The sequence below is a fragment of the Vitiosangium sp. GDMCC 1.1324 genome (assembly GCF_003044305.1).
Classification (GTDB): domain Bacteria; phylum Myxococcota; class Myxococcia; order Myxococcales; family Myxococcaceae; genus Archangium.
Genome location: NZ_PZOX01000024.1, coordinates 75016 through 99128, shown reverse-complemented (window position 1 = coordinate 99128; position 24113 = coordinate 75016). Strand labels below are relative to the sequence as shown.

Here is a 24113-nt window from a genome sequence, read left to right as displayed (position 1 = left end):
TTGCAGGCCCGGCGGCCGGGCCGCTCACTCCCGGGCGAGCTTGGCGAGGGGCACGCGGATGGAGGTGATCTCTCCCGACTTGATTTCCACCAGGAGTTTCAAGGGTTTGCCGTCAGGGCCGACCAGCCGCAGGGTGTGCTTGCCCGAGGGGAGGGACACCCGGAAGAGCGGTGTCTCTCCGAGCAGGCGGCTGCCCAGATACACCTTGGCGTACTGGTCCGTGGCGAGCGTCAGGGAGCCGTTCTCTCCAGGGGCCTCGGCCGTGCCCGCGCGCTCACGCTCCAGCGCCTGCCAGGCCCGGTCCGCCTCGTTGGCGTCCGTCACCTGCTCGGGAGAGGCCTCCACCTCCGTGGGAGCGCTCGCACCCCGCTTGCGGCGGGGGCCCGCCGTCACCTTGCCGCGCTTGGCCGGCTGCGAGGAATCCGAGGCACTGGCCTGGGCCGCGGGTGCCTCGTCCTTGGGCGGGGCAGCCTGGGGAGGCACAGGAACGGCCTCGGGGGCTTGTGCCTGCTGTGCCTGTGTCTGTGCCTGCTGTGCCTCGGCCGGTGGTGCCACCGCCGGTTGTGCCTGTGCCTGCTGTGCCTGTGTCTGTGCCTGCTGTGCCTCGGCGGGTGGGGCCCCGGCCGATGCTGCCCCGGCAGGTGGTATCTGGGCCGGTGGTGTCTGGGCAGGTGGTATCTGGGCCGGTGGTGTCTGGGCCGATGCTGACCCGGCCGGTGGTGCCGGTGCTGGCGATGCCTTGGCGGAGGAGTCTTCCCGCGCTGCCGGGGCCTCGGGTGGGGGAGGAAACAGCCGCGAGGACAGAAGGCCCCCATCCAGCCTCAGCACGACCAGGACGGAGGCCCCGCCCAGGACGAGCAGGAGGAACAGCACGGCCCACATCCCACCCCGCCGCGTCCGGGCGGGCTCGGGCGGTGGGTTGCCGGAGGCGGTGAGCTCCTCCTCGGGCTCTCGCGGAATCGCCGGGCGGACCACGGGCCTCGGGCGATTGGGCGAGGTGAGCTCCTCCTCTTCCGCGGGTTCGTTCCCGGGCGCGGAGGGGTGCTTGAGAAAGGGGACGGTGGGGAACTCCGGCCCGTCATCCTCGGGCTCCACCTGGCGCGGCCGGGCCAGGGGCGAGCGCATGAGGGGGATGGTGGGGCCCTCCTCCTCGATGGGACCCGGCGGGGGCGGCGCCGCGGGAGCGGGAGGAGCGGAAGGCAGCTCGAGCGCACGGGCGGGCGTGGTGACGGCGTCCAGGTGGGACAGGGACGGCCGGCGCGCGGGGCGCGAGGGGTTGTACCGGGGAACGGTGGAGTCCGAGGTGACGGGCTGCTCGCCGGTGGGAGTGGTGCGCGGGGGCCGGATGATGGCTGTCTTCTCGGGCACCTCCGGCTCCCGTGCCGGGGACGACACCGAGGGCAGGGCCTCGGAGCGGCCCAGGCTGCGAGCGCGGGGGGGAGCCGGCTCGGGCGGCGCGGTCCGCGTGGGCTCCGGAGGAGGAGGCGGCGGAGGGCGGACGGGGGCCCGGGGTGACTCCAGCGCGGGCGAGGCGGGCGTCGTGGGCAGCTCGGAAGTGCTCCGCGTGCGGGCGCGAGCCGTGGCCTGCACTGGCCGCTGCACGCTCGTGTCCTCGGGGGGAGGCGGAGGCATGGCCATGGCCGGAGGAGGCGGCACGGGCCGGCTCTCTCCCGAGAGCGCCGCCGGAGGCCGGGTCACCACGGAGTACGAGACGATGTCCGTCTGATCGGAGAGCGGGGCCGGGCCGGGCACCTGGAAGTTGGGCGCGGAGATGGTGGGCAGGCGCGGGGACGGAGCCACCGGTGGAGCCGTCCTCGGAGCGGCCACGCCCGGCGGAGGCGGCGGGGTGGGCGCGGGAGGGGGCGTGGTGGCCGGCGCGTCCTTGTCCGAGAAGAGCTGGGCGAGCTTCACCTCGCCCGTGGTGGCCCTGCCGCTGGCCAGCAGCTGGCGCGTCTGCTCACGCCGCTCGGCGAAGAGGCGCCGTATCAGCTCTCCGCTCTGCTCGGGCAGCCAGATGAGCGGGCCCACGGTGCGCTCCAGCTCCCGGGCGAACTCCAGCGCGGTGGCGTACCGGTCCACGCGCTTGCGCGCCAGCGCCTTGAGCACGATGGCGTCCAGCTCGGGGGGAATCGCCTTGTTGACGCGCGAGGGCTCGGGGATGGGGCCGCGCAGCACCGCGTTCACCACCACCGCGGGCGCCTTGCCCGGGAAGAGCCGCATGCCGGTGAGGCACTCGTGCAGCACCACGCCCAGGCTGAACACGTCACTGCGCGCATCCAGCGGCTCGCCCAGAATCTGCTCCGGCGACATGTACCCGCTGGTGCCCTTCACCATGCCCACCTGCGTGCGGCTGGCGCCCGCCAGACTCTTCGCGATGCCGAAGTCCAGCAGCTTGGTGACGCCCTCGTACGTCACCATGATGTTCTTCTCGGCCACGTCCCGGTGGATGACGGGCGAGGGCTGGCCGAGCGCGTCCGTGAAGGTGTGCGCGTAGTGCAGCGCCAGCGCCGTGTCCCTCGCGGCGGCCAGTCCGAAGCCCATGGGCATGGGCTCGTTGGCGGCGCGGCAGGCGCGGGCCACCTCTATCAGCGTGGCGCCCGGCACGAACTCCATCGCGAGGAAGAGCTCGTCCTTGGCCACGTCCAGGTCGAACACCTGGGCGATGTTCGGGTGGTTGAAGGCCGCCGTGACGCGCGCCTCGTCCAGGAACATCTGGACGAACTCCTCCTGGCCCTGGATGTCCGGGAGGATCTTCTTGAGCACCACCGGTTTGTGGAAGCCGGCGAGGCCGCGCCGGGTCGCGAGCAGGATTTCCGCCATCCCGCCAGTGCTGAGGCGGCAGAGCACCTCGTAACTACCCATCTGCCTGCCGCGCACATCATCCGGCGCGAGGGGGAGCTTCGACCCAGCCATTCGAGGAAACCCAGCTTATATGGCGGGCGGCTTCCACGCGAAAGCCAACGGCGTGATTTTCGCGTAGGAACGCAACCCTACCGGGTTTCCACCTACATGACCGACGCTCCCAGCACGAGAATGCTCGCCCTGTTCCAGGGGGCGGGAATCCAGTTCGAATCCGCCGAGGACGCCTGGCGGCGAGCCGAACACCTCTACCCGCTCCTGGGGTGGCTGACGGCCCGGTTTCCCGACGAGAGGGCCTTCGGGACGTGCGCGGAGTGGCTGCGGCTGTGCGCCTCGCGCATCGAGGACGCCGCACCGGCCGCCGAGCTCTTCGCCCAGGCGCGCTCGGGCGCTCACCCCCGGCAGGCCCACATCGTCGCGGGCAAGCTGGGGGACCTTCGCAACGAGTGGATTCTGGCGAGGAAGCCCGCGGCCGCGGCGTTCGCGGACGCCGCCAGCCACCTGTGCGAGGTGTGGGCCGCCGTGACGACGGGTGAAATGGATGCCGAGACCGAGCCCTGGGCCCGGGGGAAGGCCGCGGCCGGGGCCATGGTGACGGCCTGGCTGTACCAGCAGGGACTGAAGGAGGACGACAAGGCGGAGAGGGAAAAGGCGCGGATCGCCCTGACCGGGCTTTTGCGGACGGCCCGGGCGGCGGGGCACCCGGAAGAAACCTGACATACCCCTGTCACGGGCGGTGCCTAGAACGCGCGGAGTCGATTCACTTCACCCCGGAGAACAACGTCATGAGCGCGACCGCCCAGAAGAACAACCCCCACCTGAAGAAGTACGCCGGAGGCTGCCACTGTGGCGCCGTGCGGTTCGAGGCGGAGCTCGACCTCAGCGGCCCGGTGAGCCGGTGCAACTGCTCCATCTGCACGAAGGTGGGGGCCTCGTCGATCAACGTGAAGCCGAGCGCCTTCCGCCTCGTGTCGGGCGCGGAGCACGTGAGCGAGTACCGGGTGGGGAACAGCCAGAACAGCCGTTCCTTCTGCAAGCGCTGCGGCATCCAGTGCTTCGGAGGGGGGTATGTCGAGATACTCGGCGGTGACTTCCGCTCCATCTACGTCAACTGCCTCGACGACGTGGACCTCACCACGCTCACGTTCCAGTACTGGGACGGCCGCCACGACAACTGGGGCGCGGGCCCGCGCAGTCAGCCCTGGCCGGCCCGGGCCTGAAGCTCGGCCGCCAACTCGTTGTTGTAACGGCACACAACCAATCGTCCCGGACACCGGGACCCAAGCCTCGCGCTGCAGGTGCCCTCCCGCGCGAGGTTCCGCGCTCTGGGAACCGGCACTATCAGATTACGCTCGCATGCTCCGAACAGCCTCACCAGGACCCTCCAGGTCCTGAACAGGTTGGAGGATGTATCCATGTGTTTCCGAGCGTGCCTTGCACTTCTGCTCGTTGTCTCCGCCTGCGCGAGCGCACCCGCCCCGCCGTCGAGGTTACGGCCCGACGCCTTCGTCCCGACTCATCCCTCGCACTCGCGCATCCAGCTCGTGTCCGGGCAGATGGACCCGCGGCAGCAGTCGCGGATTGGAAAGGCGGACCTGGAGCAGGCCAGGGCACTGCTCTTTCGAGCGCGCACGGACCTGGAGCCGCGTCAATGGGAAGCGTTGGACGGCAAGCTCACCGCGGCGGAACGAGCTTTTGAGCGCTTCTCCAGAGCCGCGAAGACGAGCGGGCAATCTGCCGAGGTGTCGAGGGGGGCGGAGGGGTTCGTGCAGGCTGGACGCGCCAGGACGGTCGCTGAAACGCTCCCCCGTGTGGGCACGTTGCTTGCGATCCTCGTCTTGCTCTATCCCTCCAGTACCGCCTCAGCGGAGATCGACCGCCGCCCGGAGTGGGTTGACGCTCAGCGGGAGTACGAGGCGCGGCTGCTGGATGTAGCGGAGGAGTCGCGGTGGCTCATGGATGAATTTGAGCGTCAGGAATCAGAGGAGGTCGTGCCGGACGTTGATTCGGACCCGGTTGCGGCGGTCACTGCTCCCACCCATTGGCGGAAAAAGACCAATCCGGCGACGGGTAGGAACTACACCAGCGTGGAGGAGTACGACCGGGTCCCCCGCCACGCGGAGCAGACCTGCAAGAACAGCCGGCTCGACGAGCTTCAGGCGGAGAAGGATAAGCTCAGCGCGTCAATCCCCCCCTTCAATCCGAAGGCGCCCAGATCGAAGAACAAAGAGAAGCTGGACAAGGTGCCGTGCTCCAGGATCCGGCTGCGTCTTGAAGCGATGAAGAGAGTTCTGGAGAAGCGGTGGGAGATTGAGAACGAGTGCTTTGGAGGCAAGCCCGATCCAGGCCACGATATAACAATGGCCGAACTCGAACAGGGCATCGAGAATACCGAGAAGCTCGAAAAGCAGAATTGCGCCCCGGGTCATCCGATGGCGGAGCTGTGAGCCATGTCGAAAGAACTCTTCGCGGCGATCGAGCAGCACGATACAGCCCGGGTCAAGGCGCTGCTGGCCGGGGGAGCCGATCCGAACGAGCCGCAGCAGGAGTGGCCGGGGTTGCTTCCGCTGCAGGTGGCCATCCACGCACTCGACGATGGAGGCGAACTCGATGTGCTCCGGGCGCTCCTTGAGCACGGCGCGGACGTCAACGCATGGGATGCCGAGCGGGACAGGACCCCCTTGTTGGAGGCGGTCTGCGAAAACCAGTTGGCGGCAGTCGAAGTGCTCCTGAAGGCGGGGGCCGAGCCCAACGTGCGCAGCAGTGAAGGGGACACGCCGCTGCGGGCGTGCGCGGAGGTGGGCAATGTGGGAATGGCTTCTCTCCTGCTGAGCGCGGGGGCCACCCGGACGATCAACGACTGGGGCGGGTTGACCGGATGCACCGCGCTCGGTATTGCGATATCGCGGCTGGACATTCCGATGATGAGACTGCTTCTCGACGCGGGCGCGGATCCAGATGCCCCGGACGATAACCGCCAGCCCACCCGCGACCGCCTGCCGCCGCGTGATGAATCCGATTCCCAGACATGGGACGCCGCGTTCGAGCTGCTGGGAGGAGCGAAGGGTCGCAACCCGTAGGATGGAGGGCGCGCGCCTCCGGCTCACGGAGGTGCCGCCCAATGGGTACGACCCCCGGAGCGGGGTTCACGCTGCCGAGGGTGACCCCTCACCGGTTCTGAAGCCTGGAGAGGTGCTCCTTCCGGGCGCTCTGTCGGCAATGGGACCCTGGCCGCGCTCCTCGAGCCCTGGCGGACTGCTTCGACCCGGCCAGCCAGGGAAACCCGGCTTCCAGCGCGGGTCGCTCCACCATGAAAACCAGCGGCGTGATTTTCGCGTGAGAGCACAACCCCAGCGGATTCCACCTACATGTCCGTCATGGGAAGCCTCGCCTCCGCGTGCGCGTGAAGCCAGACAGGTCCGCTGCTTCTGTCTCATTCTCGAGAATCGCTAGAAGACGCCAGGAGAGGCGGACTTCCCGCGCCCTGTGTACGGCAGGGACTGTTTGCAATCCCTACCGGGTAGACACCGCAGGTGTTCACTGCTCATCGCGTCCCGGAGGCGGGGTTGGTCCGCAACGCTTCCACCGATCCCACCCCCCAGTGCGGCTGCAACCCCTGAGGCGTGTGTCCACATTGGCGGAATCGAAATCCCATCCAGGTGGCCAATACAACGGTGGAACCGAAAACCTTCAATGCTCCAGTAATTAGGCTCTCCAAGACAAACGGAGTTCCCATGGCGAGGGACAAGGTGGAGCGCATGCGGGCCCGAGAGAGCGTCCTGGGCTACCGGATGGGGCCCGGACTGCTGGCGGTGGCGGCGGTGGAGGGTGAGCTGTCCTCGGCGGGGAGACTGGTGCAGCTGTCGCCGGAGCACCTGACGCTGAGCCTGTCGAGGCCGACGGCGCTGCGGCCGGGGCAGACGGCCAACGTGGTGCTGGGCCTGGGAGCGGAGCGGACGTCGTTGAAGGCCGAGGTGATGAATGTGCACGTGCCGGGGCCGGAGGCGCCGCCGGAGCTGAGCCTGCGCTTCGTGGCGCCGGCGCTGGATCAGGGGCGGCACATCGTCTCCATGCTGGAGGGGTGGCGCGACAAGGGCCAGCTGGAGACGCCGCGCGCGAGCCCCATCTGGAAGGAGCGGCTGACGCGGGCGGATCGCATCGGCCGCATCTTCGAGGCGCTGACGGCCCGGCGGTGCCAGGGCATGGCGCGCGCGAGCTCGGGGGATGTGGAGCTCACGGCGGCGCTGTATGACAAGTACGACGGGAGGGTGTCGTGGGAGGCCAGCGGGGTGCTGCCCTCGGGGCCCTTCGCGGTGGAGGTGTTCGGTTACAGCTCGGTGCTGCACTTCCTGGTGGAGCACGCCGTGTACGAGGACGGGCTGTGGAGCGTGTCGCTGCCGCGCGAGGTGATGCGCTACCGCCACCGCAAGTTGCGGCGGGCGTCGGCGTGGGGTGGGTGCGCGGTGCGCTTCGCTCATCCGCTCTGGCCCCAGGTGCGGGTGGAGCGGGAGCTGATGGACATCTCCTACGAGGGCCTGTCCTTCTCCACGGAGCCGGGAGCGGACCTGCTCTACCCGGGGCTGATGCTGCCGGAGGTGGTGGTGGCGCTGCCGGGAGGCGAGCCCGTGAGGCTGCGGGCCGAGGTGCGCAACATCACCGGCACTGGGCTCGGCCGGCGCTGCGGCATGCGGGTGGAGCCCGCGGACGAGCAGGAGGGTGCGCGCTGGCGGCGGCTGGTGGAGGAGCAGAGCCATCCGAACACGCGGGTGAGCGGGGAGTGGAACCGGGGCACGTGGGAGCTCTTCGAGCGCTCGGGGTACTTCCGGCTGTCGGGGAAGACGCCGGCGGACTTTGAGCGCATGCAGGCCGAGTACCGGGAAGCCCACGAGCGGCTGGAGGGTCACCCGCGGCTGGGCTACCGGGTGGTGAGGCCGATGCCGGGAGGGGAGACGGTGGAGGCGAGCCTGTCATGGCTCAAGCCGTACTCGGGGAGCTGGCTGGGGCACCAGCTGGCGCGCCAGCAGCCGCGCAATGAGAAGTCCCGCAGCACGGCGCGGGACGCCCTGCGGGACATCTATCTGCGGGGCTTCGAGCCGGCGCAGATGGACCCGGAGCTGAAGTGGTTCCTGGCGTACTGCGAGGCGAACGTGAAGTGGGTGAAGTTCACCACGTTCGACTTCGCCGAGTGGTACCAGCACACGGGCCAGGCGTGCATGGTGCCCTTCCGCTTCATGGAGGCGGACGCGCGGCGGGAGTGGAGCCTGCCCGAGGGCTTCAGCCTGGGGGCGCCCACGTACGAGGAGAAGCAGGCGCTCTTCGAGAGGCTGAAGCAGACGCGGCCGGAGGCGTACCGGGAGGCGTTGGACCTGGTGCCGGAGCGGTTCGACCTGGCCGAGCTCAAGCGCCAGTGGGCCGAGGCGAAGCTGACGCGGGAGCGGGACGTGCTGGTGGCGCGCAAGGACGGGCGTGCGCTGGCGGTGGGGGTGCTCGAGACGGCGCACGCGGGGCTCAACCTGTTCCACGTGCTGGACGGGCTGCGAATCGTCCCACTGGTGGATGAGGCCTCGGCGCAGGCGCAGGAGGCGATGCTGGCGCTGCTGGCGGGAGCGGCGGCGTGGTACCGGGCGCGCGGGCTGGACGTGTTCGTGCACTACGTGGAGACGGAGCACACGGGGTACACGGAGCGCGCGCAGCTCAAGGATTTGGGGGAGGGTCGCATCTGGATTCTCTCCGCGCAGCTCCTCCCGGACTTCATCGAGCACCTCCACGAAGCGACGACGCCTCGCGGAGACCCGTGAGCCTCGAGCTGGGGGGAGGCGTGGCAGGCGGCCATTTCACGAGACCGCCGTGGATGCCTTGGCATGGCCGAGGAGGACGGCGGACACCTGACCGTTGTCCGAGAGGGCGCACACCAGTGCGTGCTCACCGGACGCATGCTCCCGGAGGAAGGCCCACGCCGAGGCCGCCAGGGCGACCGGAGCGCCCGCCGCTCCGGTTTCTCCCAGGGAGTCGGCGGGGAGGACGGTGCGGCATCGGAGAAGGTCCAGCTGGCCGGCGAGCAACACCTGGGCGTGGCCCCACACCTGGGCCTTCCACTCCTCGCCATTGAGATCGAGGAACAGGTCGCCTCGAAAGGGGTGGGGGGTGTGAGCGGGCAGCACTCGCTTCACCGCATCCGCCAGCACCCGTCCGAGTCGAGCAGGAATGGAGCCGGGTTCCGCGGGTCCATCCACCACGGCTGACTCGACGTGCACGATGGCGGAGGCCTCGCGGGTGCGGGCTGCCGCGGGAGCCTCCACCAGGAGGGCGCCTCCGGCTTCGCCCGGCATGAGGCCCACGGGCCACCGAGGGGATTTGAGGCGTCGGTGATGGGCGAGCCATGTGAGGCTCATGGGGTCCACATACGAGTCCGCCGCGAGCACGAGGACTCGATCCACACGCCGGCTCTCGAGCATCTCTCTCGCCTGGAGGAGCGCCCCGGCCAGGGCGCAGTGGCCCAGAGCCAGTGCCCTGGCATTCTCCTTCCGGATGGGGACCTCCAGCAGGGAGAGGAGGGGTTGGACATAGGATGTCTCCAGCGCATCCGGTAGGTCCTCGAGAGACCAGCCGAAGCGGTCCGGGTCCACGAGGGGGGTCAGGGCAAGCAGACCCGTGCGGTGCCAGAAGTCCGGGCGGGTGGGCGGTTGCGCGGCGTGGAGGAGATCCTCGAAGGCTCCAGAGGCGAGCCGTACCCACGCTCCTGTCTGGAAGAACCCCTCCGCGAATGAGGCAACGGGGTAACCGGTGATGGGCACGGCTTCCCCGGACCCGTCGTCCACGACGAAACCACCGAGGGGACCAGGGCGCGAGAGTCCAGCATGCAGCGCGGCACAGGAGCCCACGACACCATGGCCGATGGAGGTCACCAGCCCGAGCCCGGTCACCGCGAGCTTCATGGCGTCCACCGCGTGGAGCTCGTTGCGCCCGGGGGTCCCGCGGGAAGCAGGTGGCGCCAGGCGTCCGCGGAGGGCAGACGCGCGCGGTGGAGGCGGCGGGCCACGGAAGGCGCCAGCGGGTAGTGCTCGTCAGGAGTGAAGCCGGCGCGCTCGGCGAAGCGCAACAGCGCGAGCACCTCGACGGACAGGTGCGCGGTGGTGGGCACGTCATCCGGGTGCATCCGCTCGGCGAGCACCTTCTTCCTCAGCTCCCGGGTGCGTAGGTCGAGGAAGTGGCCGAGGCCCTCCTCGAAGAGGGAGGCATCGCGCGTGAGGAGGGCCCGGCACACGTCGAGCCGAGGGTCCTCACCGTCGCCGAGCACGGCGGCGTAGCGCGCCAGCAGGGCCTCGAGGTGGGCGGTGGGGGCCTCCAGGGAGAAGCAGTCCATGAGGAAGCGGACGTAGAGAAAGTCATCCTCGTATTCCTGGCCCTGGTGCCAATGGGGACGGGAGTGGCGGGCGATGCCCAGCTCTGCCTCGTGGTCACCACAGGCAACGGCATCGAAGAAGGGCTCGGACTGGCTCGTCACCTTGACGGTGTCGTCATTCGCCTGGAGGAAGAAGAGGAAGGCCCGGGCCGAGCAGGAGAGATGTTCGAAGAGCGCCTCGGGCAGGCCGGTGAGGAACAGCTTGCCAATGCCCAGGCGCCGGTAGAGGGTGCAGACGGCGACCATCTGGGAATGGGTCACCCGGCCAGAGAGGACGCGGGGCAGCACGTCCTGGAGCTGGAGGAGGCAGGATTTCTCGACGAGCGGCAGCGGCGTCTGGACCATGGGGAATCAAGACTGCTCCATCTGCGTGAGATAGACATTGGTGGGGTTGAGCTGGCGCAGCTCGTCCACCAGCTTGTGACTGAGCACTTTGACGTATGGGTCTTCCTTGATGCGGAAGAAGTCCGGCGCGGAGCGCAGCTTCTGGGAGTCGAGAACCGGCTTCCTGACACGGACGATTGCTCCTGGGAGCTCCTTTGAGTATCTGATTTCACTCTTCTCCAGATTCAAGCAATCAAAGGTGCCCAGGGGGTTGATGAGGAAGTAGTCACGGCTGGCTTCCCGTTTCTTGTGGTCATAAAGGGTGAAGTTGAGGCACTCCATGGGCACCCCGGTGCGCTCGAACACCTCCATCAACCTGCGCTCCACCACGATATAGGTTCCCGTGTTCGCGATGAGCGAGGGAAGCTTGATGCCGGGGAACTGGTCACTCATGTACCATGTCGCATCCTGCGGATACTTGTCGCCCATGGCATATCCCTCGCCCATACGATGCGAATACATGTTGGTCCCCTCGGGTTCATCATCGAGGATGCAGTAGCTCATATCCACGGTGGGGCTCGTATTGATGCGGAAGTAGTCCATGATGGTCCTTATGTCAGCCTCTCATCGGAGGCATGTCCGAGATGGGTGAGCCGGGATGTGCGGTCCCGAATTCAGTCACACTCTTGTAACAGTCCCTTGAGAGTTCCTCGAGTTCTTCCTTCGAGAGCTTGAATTGTGAGGTATCGCAATTCTTGCGCAGCTCGTTGTCACATGCCGTCTTGTATCGATTGATGATGGGTTTGAGGCGGCCAAGCACATTCATGTTGTACGCCGCGTGGTTGAACTTGGGACAATCCTCGATGACCCAGGAGCCGTCCTCCAGGATGAGGTGGCGGGGCAGCCCCAGCACGCGTGCCACCTCCATGTCCTGTGGTAGGATGATGACGTTGACATGGTGGTTGATGTTGTATTGGGCCCTCAGCAACGCCAGCCTCACCAGCATCTGGCAATCCGCGTCCGGGATCTTCGCGATCGTCTCGTTGAGGACGCCCTTGGGAATGAGGTGGTGCGAGTTGTGCCAGTAGGGCCACGTATCCTTGGTGAAGTTCTTCCCGCGCCGGATGTGCTGGCCCCCCGGATTCTTCATGGTGTCGCGGTGGGGGCCATCCAGGTGCCAGTCCCCCTCCTGTGGCAGCGCGACGAGCGTGCTGTACTGGGAAGGCACCAGGTTCTTCTTTTCGCTCAGGTAGGCGGACGTCGCCAGGAATCCCTGGGGGGCGCTCTTCGTGCGCACGCCCGCCGTGGGTGTCTTGTCATAGAGGCGCTTCCGGTTCTCCTTCGACTCCGTCAGCGCCTGCCACCGGTAGGAGCAGGAACTCGGCCTGTAGCGGGACTCGTGCCCCGTCAGGCATGCCCCATTCTCCGTCCCCTTCTCCACCTCCACGTGGGGAGTCGTCCCGTCCGGGTTGGTGACGTGCTCATCTGTCGATCGACCCATGGCACTCCTCCGGTTCGCGAGCTGCCTATTCCACCTCTTCCTTGCACATCAGGCAGCACGGGTCCTCGGGGGCCTTGCCCACCGTCACCACGGGCGGCTGCATCAGCGGAAAGGGAGGCGTGTTCTTGTCGTTGTGCAGCATCAAATCCAACGCACGTGCCACGTTCTTGCCTTCGATCTTCACGTCGAAGGAGTAGTTGACGAACTCGGCCTTGCCCTTCGTCTTGCTCGAAGCCACTCCGCCGCCGGCCGTCCCCGCCTCGTCTCCCGTGCTGGTGCTGAAGCTCGAGTCCTTCAAACACACCGGATTGCCCTCGACCTTCACCGTACTGCTTCCCTGGGCCGTGTCCGCCGAGCGGGCCACGTTCGAATAGGGAATGGGCACGGGGCCACCCGGGCCGGGCGTCTTGCACACGTCCGGGAATGCCACCGTGGTACCGTTGCTGTCCTTCGTCACCACGGACATCGTGTTCACACCCACCGAATTGCTCATGGGGGCCCTCCTTCAACGGCTCATCCAATGGACGAAGGGGCGCAAGGCCGGTCCGCCCCGCCACTCGCGCGCGCTGGCCATCTGTCGGTGCTGCACGCGCGCCCAGGTTCGCGTCTCCACCCCATGCTCCCCCGCGCTACGAATGCTCAGCTCCAGGGCCAGGGTGGGCCTCCTGCGCATGGGCGCCTCCTCCAACACCTCGAGCAGCCGCGCGGCCGTGAAGGGTCTACCGTCGAGGTAGCGCGTGCCCGCCTCGAATGCCTTGCGCGCTTGCATCCACCACCGCTCCACCTCGGAGGTCTCGGGCATCGGTAACTCGTCGTCCGGCCCGGGGAGGAGCGGCGTCCGCAGGTCCTCCTCCAGCGGAGGGATGGCTTCCTCCTCCGTGCGCGGCAGGACGTAGCGGCCTCGCAGCTTCAGCCCGGTGATGGCGCAGAAGGCCTCGCCGGCGAGTCCACCCAGCAGGGAGTCGCCCAACCAGGCCCTGCACGCCTCGGCGGCGATGAGCCGGCCGGAGAAGCCCAGCGCCCAGAGCGTGTCGCGCCGCAAGAGTGGCACTTCCAGCAGTTTCACCAGCCGCGCCACGTCCTCCTCCTCGCCGCCCAGGGCCAACAGCAATCGTGCTGTGCGTCCCAGGGCGTCCGGTGCCTCGGCGGAGTCCTGGCAGGCCCGCCACATGGAGCGCTGGCCCTGAACCAGCCCCGCTTCCAGTGCCGCCGCTCGCACCACGGGGGCCGCGGAATCCAGTCCCCTCCGGACCCGTGCTCCGTCCGCATCCCACGGCCAGCGCCTCGCCGCGCGCAGCGCCGCCAGCCTCACCTCGGGCGTGGGGTGCCCCAGGGCTCGGGTCAATACCGCCGCTCCGGGAGCCTCCTGGCGCACTGTCAGTGCTTCCAACACCGCCCCCCGCACCTCGGGTTCCTCCTCGGCCTCCAGCAGGGGCAGCAGGTGCGCGGAGAGCCGGGGGCAATCGCAGACGGCCAGCACCTCTCCCACCCATTCCCGCCGCTCTGCTCCTTCCCCACGCAGTTGCTCCAGGACCGCGTCGATGTCGGCCCCCTCACCTCGCGCGAGCAGCGCCAGCGCCGCTACCGCCACCCGTTCGCGGTCATCCTCCCGGAGGTTGCGGTGCAGGAGCCGCTCGGCCACGGCCGGGAGGGTATGGGCCAGCACGTCCACGTACGCCCGCAGGCGCTCCTCATGGACATCGGCCACCCGCGCGAGGGTGAGCTCCGGCGAGTGCAGGTAGGACTCGCGCTGCATCCACTGGAAGCGTGCCTCGTCGAAGCAGTCCTCCAGCACGTCCCAGCGCGGAGTACGGTCGGGGCGCCGGGCCCGCATGGTTAGTTGATTTCCACCTTGCCGCCCTTGATGCGCTGCAATCCACGCGAGCGGGAGTCCACCTGGAACCCTTCCAGGACGATGCGCCCGTTGCGGCGCAGGAGGATGCTCGCGTCACCGCAGCGCAGCTCCAGCTCGTCCCGGGCCTCGATGACCACGTGCCGGCCGTCCACGCGTGCTTCCCGAGGAGTAGTTCCCGCGAGCGGCTCTTTCCGTGTGCCTCCCCGGCCCGTAGATACGCGGGGGCGCAGCAGCGTGACGAGCACTGGCCGCGATGGGTTGCCTTCCTCGAACAGGAGCAGCGCGCCCTGGCGGCCTTGCACCGCGTCCTCGAGTGCGGTGCCGTCCACGAGCGTGCCGCACTGGGCGGGTATGGGGCGATCGAAGGGGTTTCCCTCGAAATCGACCAGGGGCCCACCGTCTGCGTCCACGGCTGCGACCCAGCCCACCCGCGAACCGTGGATGCGGCCACAAGCGTCCGCTGACAGGTTTGACATATCAGCGGGGAGCGAACCAGGAGCGGCCATGTCCTGAATCCTTTCGAGATGAAAGGATTCTAGCGTGGCCTTTGCTCACACGCCGTCCGGCTCCCACGAGCCTGTCAGCTTCCGGACTTCATCGAGCATCTCCACGAGGCGACGACGCCTCGCGGAGACCCGTGAGCCAATGGCTCAGGAGATGCCCTTGCGCAGCCGGTTCCAGTCGAAGTTCGCGGCCGGGTCGCTCTTGCGGCCCTTGGGCACGGCCACGTCCTTGTGCCCGACGATGTTGTTCGCCGGCACCTTGTACTCCTGCTTGAGGTAGCCCACGAGCTGGGTGAGCGCCTTGTACTGGGCGTCCGTGAAGGCCGTCTTGCCGCTGCCGTCGTTGACGATCTCGATGCCGATGGAGCGGCCGTTCACGTCGGTGGGCACGCCGTGCAGCTCGCCCTTGCCCGCGTGCCAGGCGCGCTTCTCGTCGCCGACGAGCTGGTAGATCTTCCCGTCCCGGTCGAGCATGTAGTGCGCGGACACCTGGCTCTGGGGGTTGCGCATCCAGGCCAGGTCGCCCTTGCCGTCGTTGGAGCCGGTGTGGTGCAGGACGATGGTGTCGATGTCCGTGCCGCCGCGCTCGTTGGAGTTGGGCGAGGGAGCGCTGATGACGGGAGGCTTGGTGAACACGCCCGGCTTCGGGTCCGGCTTGGTCGGGCCCGAGACCGAGCCGAGGGCGCTCTTGAGCGCCGCCTGGGTCTTGGGGCCGTAGACGCCGTCGGCGGTCAGCTTCTTGGCCGTCTGGAACTTCTTGAGCGCCGCTTCCGTCAGGTTGCCGAAGATGCCGGGGCCGGTGGCGGCCTGCTCCTTCGTCATGTAGCCCAGCTTCACCAGCGCGTCCTGGAGCTGCTTCACGTTCGCGCCCTGGTCCCCCTTCTTCAGGCCGGCCGGGGGCGCGGACACCTGGGTCGCACTGGCAGCGGTGGTGGTGAGACGGGCAGCGACAGGTGAAGAGGATCCGCGGACTTGCATGAGGGCCTTCCGGAGTAACGGGTCGAAGGATGGGTCCGTACTGCTGGACTCTCATGTTATCGGAGGGAGGCGCCGGAAGTTGCGCCCCCCCTTCACTTTTTCGTTACACCCCTCTGCCCCCGTCACGCCTCAGTGAGGCGCGGCCGCGTCGGAGACGGAGAGGGACATGTCCTCGCCGCGCTTGACGCGGGGGAAGAACAGCCCGGCGGTGAAGGCGGCGGCGGCGAAGGCGCAGATGAGCCAGAAGTTGATCGTCAGGCCCGAGCCGAGCGCTCCGCTCAGCGACTGGAGCACGTCCGGAGGCAGGCCGCGGCCATGCTCGGGGCCGATCAGCTCGTTGGCGGCGGAGATGGGCACGCGCGGATCCTTCACGAGCTGGGACACCAGCACGCCGCCCATCAACCCCACCCCGAGCGCCCCGCCGATGGTGCGGAAGAACATGTTGCTCGCGGTGGCCACGCCGCGCAGCTCCCAGCCCACGCTCGTCTGCACCGCGATGAGCAGCGAGGTGGCGGTGAAGCCCAGGCCGATGCCGAACAGCGCCATGGCCAGCTCCGGAATCAGCAGGGAGGTGTGCGGCTTGAGCAGCAGCGCCATCAGCCCCGTGCCGAGCACCGTCAGTCCGAGCCCTCCGACGATGAGCGGCCGGAAGCCCGTCCTGAGCAGCAGCCGGCCCGCCACGAGGCTCGCCAGCGGCCAGCCGACGATCATCGGGGTGATCATCCCTCCGGCCAGCGTGGGCGAGCCGCCCAGCACCCCCTGCACGTACAGCGGCACGTAGGTGGTGGCCCCGAACATGGCCGCGGAGAAGAGCGCGCCCGCCGCCGAGGAGATGGCGATGGCGGGAATCTTGAAGATGGACATGGGGATGACGGGGTCGGCCACCTTGCGCTCCACGAGCACGAAGGCGACGAGCAGCACGGCGCCCACCGGGAGCGCGAGCAGGTTGCGGCCGGTGCCCTGCACGCCGATGAGCAACGCCACCACTCCGGCGGAGAGCAGCAGCGCTCCGGCGTAGTCCAGCTTCTGCGGCTTGCGCTGCACCTGCTCGTGGTAGAAGACAATCAGAAGGCCCAGGGCACCCAGCCCCACCGGGACGTTGATGAAGAAGACCCAGTGCCAGGTGAGGTACTTCACGATGAGGCCACCGGTGAGCGGGCCCACCAGCCCCGCGATGCCCCACACCGCGCTGAAGACGCCCTGCACCTTCGCGCGCTGCTCCAGGGTGTAGAGGTCTCCCACGATGGTGAGCGCGATGGGCTGCATCGCTCCGGCGCCCAGCCCCTGCAGCGTGCGGAAGGCGATCAGCATGCCCATCGACGTGGACAGGCCACTGAGGATGGAGCCGAGGAGGAACAGCCCGATGCCGAACAGCAGCACGGGCTTGCGCCCGTAGAGGTCCGCCAGCTTCCCGTAGATGGGCACGGTGATGGTGGAGGACAGCATGTACGCGGTGAAGACCCAGGCGTAGCTCTGCAGCCCTCCCAGCTCGCCCACCACCGTGGGCATGGCGGTGGAGACGACGGTCATCTCCAGCGCCGCCATGAAGAGACTCAAGGCCAGGGCGGAGGTGGTCAGGGGGCGGTGGGTGGTTCTCATGCTGTCGGATCGGCGCTGAAAGTGCCCCCCTGCTTAACGAGGAGGATCCACGGTCGCCAGGAGCAAGTAGAGCGGCCGCCTACCTGTCCGAGCGCCCGCTCGCCCGGTGCCGGTGTCCCACGGACTCCGAGTGGGACTCACCTGGAGTAACCTCGCGGGCCGTGTCCCTCTCCCGCCTCTGCCAGCGCTGCGGCCTGTGCTGCGATGGCAGTCTCTTCTCTCACGTCCCGCTCCAGCCCGAGGAGGCGGGGCCCGCCCGGCGTCACGGGCTCGACGTGGAGGAGCTCGTGGGGGGCGCGCCCGCGCTCCGGCAGTGCTGCACGGCCCTGAAGAACCGCCAGTGCACGCTCTACGCGCAGCGCCCCGAGCGGTGCCGTGCCTACGGTTGCCGCCTGTACCACGCGCTGGCCTCGGGCCAGGTGTCCGTCGACGAGGCATTCTCGGTGGTGGACCAGGCCCATGCCCTGCTCGCGGCGTTGGATGAGAGCCTCCCGCCCGATACGGACGTGCGCCCGTCACCGGTGATGGAGCGCGCCCGCTTCGCGGACCTGTCCGAGCACGGGCTCTCCCCGGAGACCCGCGCGCTGAGGGAGCGCACCGAGGCTCTCCTGGACGCGCACTTCCACGGGGGCCCGAGGCACTTCGGCGAGGGCTCCGGAGAGCCCTGAGTCACGCGGAGGCCTTGGCCGCGGACTGGAGCTCCTCCAGCGTGTGCTTCCAGTGGAGCTCCGTGAGCTCGCGGCCGAGCTTCCGCTGCTGACTCTCGGCCCGGGTGACGGCCTGTCCCAGACGCTCGGTGTCCCAGGTGGCCGCCTGGGAGGGGGAGAAGATGTCGGCCACCTTCCGCAGCAGGTTGCACACGCGCTCGACATCCGCCCGGGAGGTTTGCGTGGCCTGCTCCAGCCGCTGCCGGGAGTCCTCGAGCAGCGGCTCGGCCACCAACTGCTTCAGCTCCTCGGCGGTGCGCACCCGGGTGCCCTTGCCGAACAGGCCCGCCAGCATGCCTCCCACCAGGGCCGCGCCCAGCATCGCCCAGCCTCGATGCTTGCGCGCCACGCCCATCAGCAGCGCGGCCCCCACGCCCAGCAGCCCGCCCTTGCGAGCGAAGCTCCAGTCGAAGAAGAGCGCGCTCGGCTCGATGAGGCGGCCGAAGCGGTCCGCCAGCGTCAGCGTTACCGGGCCGTCCACGTCTCGCGCCAGCTCGCGCGCCAGCACCTGGTCGAGCCGCTGGCGCAGCTCCTTCAACCGGGGCTCGATGCGAGTGCTCATCTTCTCGCGGAAGGCCTGGGTCAGCGGACGCTGGGCCTCGGGCAGCCGGGGCTCCAGCTCGCGCAGGCTCTCCTCCACGAGCCGGGGCAGCTCCTCCCCCAGCCGCCGGATCTCCTCCGCGAGCAGCTCGTCCAGGCACAGGTGCAGGCGCGAGAGCGTCTCGGGCCGGAGCTTCGCCAGGTCGCGCAGGCCGAGCAGCGCGTGCAGGTCCTCCAGCAGGGTGCTCCAGTCCTTCAGCGCCTCCTCGAGCAGCGCCTTCTGCCGCAGGGCCAGTTGCTCGGCCAGCGCCAGGAGGAGATCCTCGAGGCTTTCACTCCCAGCGTTGGAGACGGCGAAGACCGGGAGCGTCCGGTGGGGCACCGCCTCCTGCAGCATCTCGCGGAGTTGCTCGAGCACGGCGTCCAGGGGCAGGTCCTCGGGGAGCTCGTCGAGGCGCGTGAGGACGACCTGGAGCGAGCCCTCGGGGAACACCTCGGCGAGCTGCTGGAGCCACCCCAGCACCTCGGGGGAAGGGGGCTCGTCCACCGGGAGCACCAGCAGACAGTGCTCGGCCAGCTCACCCACGCCGAAGCCTCCCGCTTCCGCGTCACCGGGCTCCTCGGAAGAGTCCTGGATGGCGGGCACTTCGACCTCGAGCCACTTCCACGGCAGGTCCGAGCCCAGGGCCTGGATGAGCGCGCTCTTGCCCACCGCGGCGGTGCCGGCCACGGCCACCACCGGCCGGGCCATGCGCTCCAGGTCCTGCGAGTCCCGCTCCAACTCCTTGGCGAAGGGCACCTGCTCGAAGAGGGACTTCCGCTCGGCGGCCAGTCCCCGTGCGATACGTGCCTGCTCCCGGATGCGCTCCTCGTGCTTCATGGCTTCCTCCCGGCGGCGCGCAGCGTAGCCCAAGGAGCAGCGCCCCTGGCGCCTTCAATCACCCGGATGCATGTCGTCATTCCGGGCGGCAGGGCGGAGCGCCTGAAGGGACGGGTGCTCCCCACCCCTCGCACCCTCCTCCCTTCGTGCCGATGCATGTGTCTCACGGAGCACTCCGCGCCGTGTCGGGAGGAAAGCGCGATGAAATCCTCGTTCAGGTCCGGCAGGCTGCTCGGCGCGTTGCTGTTGCTCCCGGCGCTGACGGTGATGGCGGGTGAGGAGAAAGCTCCGGCCTCGGGCGACAAGCCTCCCGAGGGGCTCATCCAGGCCAATGCCGAGTTCATCTGCTTCTTCATGAGTGAGCTCGCGGGACGGCCCAAGCCGAAGAACTGCGAGGAGGACGCCGCGCGGGAGCTCACCCAGGCCTATCCCTCGCTCCCGCAGGAGCAGCGCCAGCAACTCGTGGAGGTTCAAGCGTCCTGGCCGGGTTTCCTCGAGGAGTGGCGGTCGCTCAATGATCTCCAGAAGGCCGCGCTCCGCGCGAAGTGGGCGGAGGTGCTGCAAGAGCAGGAGCGGCAGCAGGGCACTGGCGGCTCCGAGCCTTCCCCTCCACCCACGAAGTGACGCTCCGGCTCACTCCTCCCAGAGGAGGGCCAGCTCCAGCTCAAGTGCTTCGAAGGGCTCGGCGCGTGGCCGGGCCTGGTCGGCATGGGTGGCCAGCAGCAGGTAGTGGGAGCCCTCCAGGCGGAACACCTCCAGCATCCGCGCGACTGGATCCACCAGCCATACGTGCCGCACACCTTCGCGCGCGTACACTGGCAGCTTCGCTGTCCTGTCGACCGTCCGCGTGGAGGCAGAGAGCACCTCGCACACCCAATCGGGAGCGAGCGTGAATGCTGCCGTGCGCGGAGTCCGGGGCATCCTCTCTCGCCGCCAGCCCGCCACGTCTGGTACCAGCACATCCTCTCCGAAGTGCAGCTCGGGCTCGAACAGCAGGCGCCAGCCTCCGGGCCCGCCCTGCCCCCTGCCAAAAGGCCCGCCGAGTGTGATGAAGAGCTCTGAGGCCGCCACCGCATGCGGAGCAGCCGGCCGGGGGCTCACGTACAGTTCGCCCGCGATCAGCTCCGCCACCCGATGCGGGGGCACCGCCTCCAGATCTTCGTAGGTCGCCTTGCGTTTCTGGCCGCCCATGCCCGGAGCATGGGTAGCCGAGCGGGTCTCTTCAAGGGGTATCCAGGGTGCACTGCTCGATAGGCTGTCCATGCGAGCAATCTAGACCCTACCTCTGACGTAAGGTAGCCCCCACCTTCCAGACACGTCATCCTGGAGGTGATGGCTCATGCCGGGAGGGCCCGTGCCCGCCGCCTGGTGCTATCCTGATGGCTACACCCGCCAGGAGATCGCCCCATGGCCGACATCTTCAGCGCGTATGCTCGACCGCAGTGGAATGTGAGCCGAGTCCTGAAGCGCGCCGGGCTGGTGTTCCTGGCGTGGCTCGTGTGCCTGTTCCTGCTGAGCGACATCACCTCCGCCGATGCTCCCTTCGTGGTCATGGGAGGACTCGTCGTCTGGGGACTCTCCATGGTGGGCGGGTACCTGTTCCCGAACCGCTGGATGTTCCGCATCGCGCTCGTCGGTGCGCTGCTGACGGGGACGGGGATGCTGGCGTTCGGGATGGGCCGCGACTGTTTTTGCGAGCCCTCCAACTCGCTCGTGTCCGGACTGCGCAGGGCCCTGACGGGAGGGCCGGAACCCGAGCCGTTCAGTCTCGCCTGCTACTAGCTCCGGGTCGGGCCCCGCGCGTCCGGACCGCTCAGTCGATCCGGCACGCCTCGTCGAAGTCCAGGCGCGGATTACGCGGGAACAGCTTCTGCGGATCCCCATAGCCCAGGTTGATGAGCAGGGTCGACTTCCACTTCCCATCCGGGAAGAAGGCCGCGTCCACCTTGGCGGCGTCGAAGCCACCCATCGGTCCGCAGTCGAGCCCCAGAGCCCTCGCCGCGAGGATGAGGTAGCCCGCCTGCAGCGTGCTGTTCTGCAAGGCCTGCTTCTGCCGGACCTCCGCGGGCAGCGCCAACATCTGCGTCTTCCAGTCCCGGGCCGGGAAGAGCTTGGGCATCTTCTCATAGTACTCGGTGTCGTAGGCCACGATGGCCGTCACGGGCGCGCCCAACGTCTTGTCCACGTTGGCGGGGAACAGGGCGGGTTTGAGCCGCTCCTTGGCCTCGCGGCTCTTCACGAAGACGAGCCGCAGGGGCTGCGCGTTGGCTCCCGTGGGCGGCATCCGCACGAGCGCATAGAGTTCGCGCAGGACGGAGTCCTCCACCGGCCTGTCGAGCCATGCGAAGTGGGTACGCGCCTCGTGGAAGAGCAAATCCAGCGCCGCCGGGTCGAGAACAGGTCTCTGCACTGCCATGGGAGTGTTCCTGCGTGAAGGAGTCTCAGTCGGGCCGGCCTCGGCCGCCGGCGCGGTCACTGGGGTGGCCACGCGCCCCTTTGGTAGCGAGGCGGCTTCCCCTTCGCAAGTTACTTTAGAAAAGTAAGTGCCTCCGCCGCGCGCGGTGGCCATGGCGAGGGGCAGCGCTATATTTGCTGGGGGAGGCGTGATGGAGAACGACCCGCCGAGCTACTGTGGGCACTACGAGAAGGCCATCGGCCTGCTGGGCAAGCGCTGGACGGGCCTCATCCTGCACATCCTGCTGGAGGGGCCCCGCCGCTTCTCCGAGCTCAGCGTGCAGCTGGGCGCCATCAGCGAGCGCATCCTGTCGGAGCGGCTCAAGGAGCTGGAGAGCGAGGGCATCGTCGAGCGGCATGTCGACTCGGGGCCGCCCGTCCGGGTCGAGTACCGGCTGACCGACAAGGGTCAGGCACTCTGGAAGGTCGTCGACGAGATTCGAAGGTGGGCCAGGCGTTGGGTGGATGTGAAGCCCGCCACACGCAAGCGCAACTCGGCTTGAGCTCCACCCGCGTGGGGGAGCCGCATGCAGTCCCATCCCACAGACGTGAGACTGCAGGAGGGCGCGGCCGGGGCCCGGTGCGAGGCGGCTGCTACGCCACGGGAGATGCGGCTTGCGTGCGCTCCTCGCGGCGGCGGCGCACGGCTCGGAAGGTGAGCCACAGCCCGAAGAGCAGTACCAGCACCGCGGCCCCGGTGAACAGCATGCCCAGCCGGCTGGCGCGCAGCCGGTCGTCGTGCCACATGGTGAAGCCGGGCGACTCGGGGTTCCGCCGGAAGTGGTTGACGGAGATGACGGCGCGGTTGGCCTCCCGCTCCTCCGCCACCCAGTGGTAGGCGATGGGGAACTCGCCGCGCGTGGTGACGAGCACCGGACGGTAGATGTTCTGCTGCTCACCCCGGGGGCTGCGGTCGCGCTCGACACGGGCTCCCTGGATTTCCGCCAACGTGAAGGTCTCCGGCGCTTCCCGGGTGAGCCAGCCGATGCGGGTGAGGGTGCAGGGCCCCCCCCGCTGACACTGGAGCTCGATGCGGGCCTTCGTGTCGAGGAAGGCCAGCCCGAAGATGAAGAAGGGGATGGAGAGGACCAGGACGCCGATGGCGCCGATGAACAGCGAGCGTGAGGGGGTGACGGGGGGCGCGGAGTCGCTCACGGGCCCCTCATAGCCCGGACGGGACAAGGGGGCACGCGGGAACTCGCGGGAATGGCTCCGTTGACCGGTGCGCATCCGGGCGGGCGCGAGTGTCCACCGCCCGGGCTCCGGCCACCCGGGAGGGTGCACGCGCGGTGAATCCAGGGCATCGACAGGGGACGCACAGGAGGTGGCTGCATGAAGGCGGTGGCGGTGTTCCCGAAGGGCCGCGAGGTGAAGGTCATCGACGTGCCGGAGCCCCGGCTGCGCTCGCCCACGCAGGTGCGGGTGCGCACGCTCGAGGTGGGGGTGTGCGGCACGGACAAGGAGGTGGTGGAGGGCCGACATGGCAAGCCGCCGGAGGGAGAGGAGCACCTCATCCTCGGGCACGAGTGCCTGGGCGAGGTGGTGGAGGTGGGCGAGCAGGTGAAGGGGCTGGAGCCGGGGGACCTGGTGGTGCCGCGGGTGCGCCGGCCGTGCCCGAGTCGGGAGTGCCGGGCGTGCCGTGCGGGGGCCCCGGACTTCTGCGTGACGGGCGAGTACACGGAGCGGGGGATACAAGGGGCGCACGGCTTCGCGGCGGAGCTCTTCGTGGAGGACGCGAGCTACCTGCACCCGGTGCCGCGCGAGCTGCGCGAGGTGGCGGTGCTGACGGAGCCGCTCACCATCGCGGAGAAGGCGCTGCGGGAGGTGGAGCGGGTGCAGGCGCGGATGCCCTGGCGGAGGCAGCCGGGCAGGGCGGTGGTGCTGGGAGCGGGGCCGGTGGGCCTGCTGGGGGCGATGGTGCTGATGCGGGCGGGTTACCAGACGACGGTGTACTCGCGCTCGCCCAAGCCGAACCCGAAGGCGGAGATGGCCGAGTCACTGGGAGCTCCGTACATCTCCGCGAAGCAGCACCCGGTGGAGAAGCTGGTGGAGGAGCGGGGGAGGGCGGACGTGGTGTACGAGGCGGCGGGCGTGGCGAGCGCGGCCTTCGAGGTGGTGAAGGCTTTGGCACCCAACGGGGTGTTTGTCTTTACAGGCGTGACCGAGAGCGAGAAGGCGCAGTTGGATGAGGGCCTGCTGATGAAGCAGATGGTGCTCGAGAACCAGGTGCTGCTCGGCACGGTGAACGCGGCGGCGGCGGATTTTGAGATAGCGTTGGAGGACCTCGGACACTTCCGGTCGAAGTGGCCTGGAAGGGTGGAGCGGCTCATCTCCGCGAGACACCAGCCCGAGGACTACGCCGAAGTGGTGCGAGGCGAGAAGGGTACCGATATCAAAGACATCATCGTCTTCACGCGGGGGTGAGGAGCGGGGGGGCCTGGTACTACGGCTTATAGGTGCGCAGCAGTTGCGCTGTCGCCCTGAAGGCGCAGGGGGCGCGACGTAGGTCAG

Annotated in this window: 24 protein-coding genes and 1 pseudogene; 10 read left to right on the top strand and 15 right to left on the bottom strand. The window is 68.7% G+C overall.

Translation table 11 applies throughout. The features are described 5' to 3' along the window. Window positions 1–24: 24 nt before the first annotated feature. Window positions 25–2913 carry a serine/threonine-protein kinase gene (locus tag DAT35_RS46255; RefSeq protein ID WP_108075753.1) on the bottom strand — a complete coding sequence of 963 codons (2889 nt, stop codon included), beginning with the start codon at window positions 2911–2913 and terminating at the stop codon, window positions 25–27. Window positions 2914–3009: 96 nt separating this feature from the next. On the opposite strand from DAT35_RS46255, the gene DAT35_RS46250 reads away from it, so the two are divergent. From DAT35_RS46250 to DAT35_RS46230, 5 genes are all read left to right on the top strand, one after another. Beyond that, window positions 3010–3576, top strand: coding sequence for a hypothetical protein (locus DAT35_RS46250; RefSeq protein WP_108075752.1), 567 nt, complete (start codon window positions 3010–3012; stop codon window positions 3574–3576). Window positions 3577–3644: 68 nt separating this feature from the next. Continuing rightward, entirely contained in the window at window positions 3645–4079 is a 435-nt protein-coding gene (locus DAT35_RS46245) for a GFA family protein (RefSeq protein ID WP_108075751.1), read from the top strand. Between the two features lie 441 nt (window positions 4080–4520). Next, window positions 4521–5306: a hypothetical protein gene (locus tag DAT35_RS46240; RefSeq protein WP_146210152.1), complete on the top strand. Its 786-nt coding sequence runs from the start codon at window positions 4521–4523 to the stop codon at window positions 5304–5306. A gap of 3 nt (window positions 5307–5309) precedes the next feature. After that, window positions 5310–5939, top strand: coding sequence for an ankyrin repeat domain-containing protein (locus tag DAT35_RS46235; protein ID WP_108075749.1), 630 nt, complete (start codon window positions 5310–5312; stop codon window positions 5937–5939). A gap of 654 nt (window positions 5940–6593) precedes the next feature. Further along, window positions 6594–8657 (top strand): PilZ domain-containing protein, encoded by a 2064-nt coding sequence (locus DAT35_RS46230; protein ID WP_108075748.1) that lies wholly within the window; start codon window positions 6594–6596, stop codon window positions 8655–8657. Window positions 8658–8693: 36 nt separating this feature from the next. Here DAT35_RS46230 and DAT35_RS46225 read toward each other — a convergent pair whose 3' ends face one another. The 10 genes and pseudogenes from DAT35_RS46225 to DAT35_RS46185 all read right to left on the bottom strand — a co-directional run bounded on the left by DAT35_RS46225 (window position 8694) and on the right by DAT35_RS46185 (window position 17021). Then, on the bottom strand, window positions 8694–9794 hold the full coding sequence (locus tag DAT35_RS46225) for a hypothetical protein (RefSeq protein ID WP_146210151.1): 1101 nt from the start codon (window positions 9792–9794) through the stop codon (window positions 8694–8696). Then, window positions 9791–10606: an Imm49 family immunity protein gene (locus DAT35_RS46220; protein WP_108075746.1), complete on the bottom strand. Its 816-nt coding sequence runs from the start codon at window positions 10604–10606 to the stop codon at window positions 9791–9793. Before DAT35_RS46220 ends, DAT35_RS46225 begins: the two co-directional genes overlap by 4 nt. Before the next feature lie 6 nt (window positions 10607–10612). Further along, entirely contained in the window at window positions 10613–11188 is a 576-nt protein-coding gene (locus DAT35_RS46215; protein ID WP_108075745.1) for an imm11 family protein, read from the bottom strand. A 13-nt stretch (window positions 11189–11201) separates the two neighbouring features. Further along, window positions 11202–12086: an AHH domain-containing protein gene (locus DAT35_RS46210; protein ID WP_108075744.1), complete on the bottom strand. Its 885-nt coding sequence runs from the start codon at window positions 12084–12086 to the stop codon at window positions 11202–11204. Window positions 12087–12111: 25 nt separating this feature from the next. Then, window positions 12112–12579 (bottom strand): DUF4150 domain-containing protein, encoded by a 468-nt coding sequence (locus DAT35_RS46205; RefSeq protein WP_108075743.1) that lies wholly within the window; start codon window positions 12577–12579, stop codon window positions 12112–12114. Between the two features lie 12 nt (window positions 12580–12591). Continuing rightward, window positions 12592–13920, bottom strand: coding sequence for a TIGR02270 family protein (locus DAT35_RS46200; protein ID WP_108075742.1), 1329 nt, complete (start codon window positions 13918–13920; stop codon window positions 12592–12594). 2 nt (window positions 13921–13922) lie between these two features. Next, complete coding sequence (locus DAT35_RS59500; protein WP_158502156.1) at window positions 13923–14093, bottom strand: hypothetical protein; 171 nt, start codon at window positions 14091–14093, stop codon at window positions 13923–13925. Window positions 14094–14180: 87 nt separating this feature from the next. After that, a pseudogene (locus DAT35_RS62545) lies at window positions 14181–14417 on the bottom strand (DUF6484 domain-containing protein); the annotation flags it as partial. Between the two features lie 174 nt (window positions 14418–14591). Next, window positions 14592–15422, bottom strand: a complete 831-nt coding sequence (locus tag DAT35_RS46190; RefSeq protein ID WP_108075740.1) for an N-acetylmuramoyl-L-alanine amidase — start codon at window positions 15420–15422, stop codon at window positions 14592–14594. Window positions 15423–15551: 129 nt separating this feature from the next. Then, a complete protein-coding gene (locus tag DAT35_RS46185) occupies window positions 15552–17021 on the bottom strand; it encodes an MDR family MFS transporter (protein WP_108075739.1) in 1470 nt (489 codons plus the stop codon). A gap of 161 nt (window positions 17022–17182) precedes the next feature. Here DAT35_RS46185 and DAT35_RS46180 point away from each other — a divergent pair, with 161 nt between their 5' ends. Then, the gene (locus tag DAT35_RS46180; RefSeq protein ID WP_108075738.1) at window positions 17183–17689 is read left to right on the top strand and encodes a YkgJ family cysteine cluster protein; all 507 of its coding nucleotides are present in this window, start codon (window positions 17183–17185) and stop codon (window positions 17687–17689) included. Between the two features lies 1 nt (window position 17690). Here the strand turns inward: DAT35_RS46180 and DAT35_RS46175 are convergent, their stop codons facing one another. Continuing rightward, complete coding sequence (locus tag DAT35_RS46175; protein ID WP_108075737.1) at window positions 17691–19148, bottom strand: hypothetical protein; 1458 nt, start codon at window positions 19146–19148, stop codon at window positions 17691–17693. A 201-nt stretch (window positions 19149–19349) separates the two neighbouring features. Between DAT35_RS46175 and DAT35_RS46170 the strand changes: the two genes are divergently transcribed. Then, window positions 19350–19772 (top strand): hypothetical protein, encoded by a 423-nt coding sequence (locus DAT35_RS46170; RefSeq protein ID WP_108075736.1) that lies wholly within the window; start codon window positions 19350–19352, stop codon window positions 19770–19772. Window positions 19773–19781: 9 nt separating this feature from the next. Here DAT35_RS46170 and DAT35_RS46165 read toward each other — a convergent pair whose 3' ends face one another. Continuing rightward, window positions 19782–20339: a Uma2 family endonuclease gene (locus DAT35_RS46165; protein ID WP_108075735.1), complete on the bottom strand. Its 558-nt coding sequence runs from the start codon at window positions 20337–20339 to the stop codon at window positions 19782–19784. Between the two features lie 216 nt (window positions 20340–20555). On the opposite strand from DAT35_RS46165, the gene DAT35_RS46160 reads away from it, so the two are divergent. Beyond that, the gene (locus DAT35_RS46160) at window positions 20556–20930 is read left to right on the top strand and encodes a hypothetical protein (protein ID WP_108075734.1); all 375 of its coding nucleotides are present in this window, start codon (window positions 20556–20558) and stop codon (window positions 20928–20930) included. A 31-nt stretch (window positions 20931–20961) separates the two neighbouring features. Here the strand turns inward: DAT35_RS46160 and DAT35_RS46155 are convergent, their stop codons facing one another. After that, window positions 20962–21564 (bottom strand): malonic semialdehyde reductase, encoded by a 603-nt coding sequence (locus DAT35_RS46155; protein ID WP_108075733.1) that lies wholly within the window; start codon window positions 21562–21564, stop codon window positions 20962–20964. 190 nt (window positions 21565–21754) lie between these two features. Between DAT35_RS46155 and DAT35_RS46150 the strand changes: the two genes are divergently transcribed. After that, a complete protein-coding gene (locus tag DAT35_RS46150) occupies window positions 21755–22105 on the top strand; it encodes a helix-turn-helix domain-containing protein (RefSeq protein WP_108075732.1) in 351 nt (116 codons plus the stop codon). Window positions 22106–22196: 91 nt separating this feature from the next. Here DAT35_RS46150 and DAT35_RS46145 read toward each other — a convergent pair whose 3' ends face one another. Beyond that, window positions 22197–22757 (bottom strand): hypothetical protein, encoded by a 561-nt coding sequence (locus DAT35_RS46145; protein ID WP_108075731.1) that lies wholly within the window; start codon window positions 22755–22757, stop codon window positions 22197–22199. A 177-nt stretch (window positions 22758–22934) separates the two neighbouring features. Between DAT35_RS46145 and DAT35_RS46140 the strand changes: the two genes are divergently transcribed. Continuing rightward, window positions 22935–24026: a glucose 1-dehydrogenase gene (locus DAT35_RS46140; RefSeq protein ID WP_108075730.1), complete on the top strand. Its 1092-nt coding sequence runs from the start codon at window positions 22935–22937 to the stop codon at window positions 24024–24026. The last annotated feature ends 87 nt before the right edge of the window (window positions 24027–24113 follow it).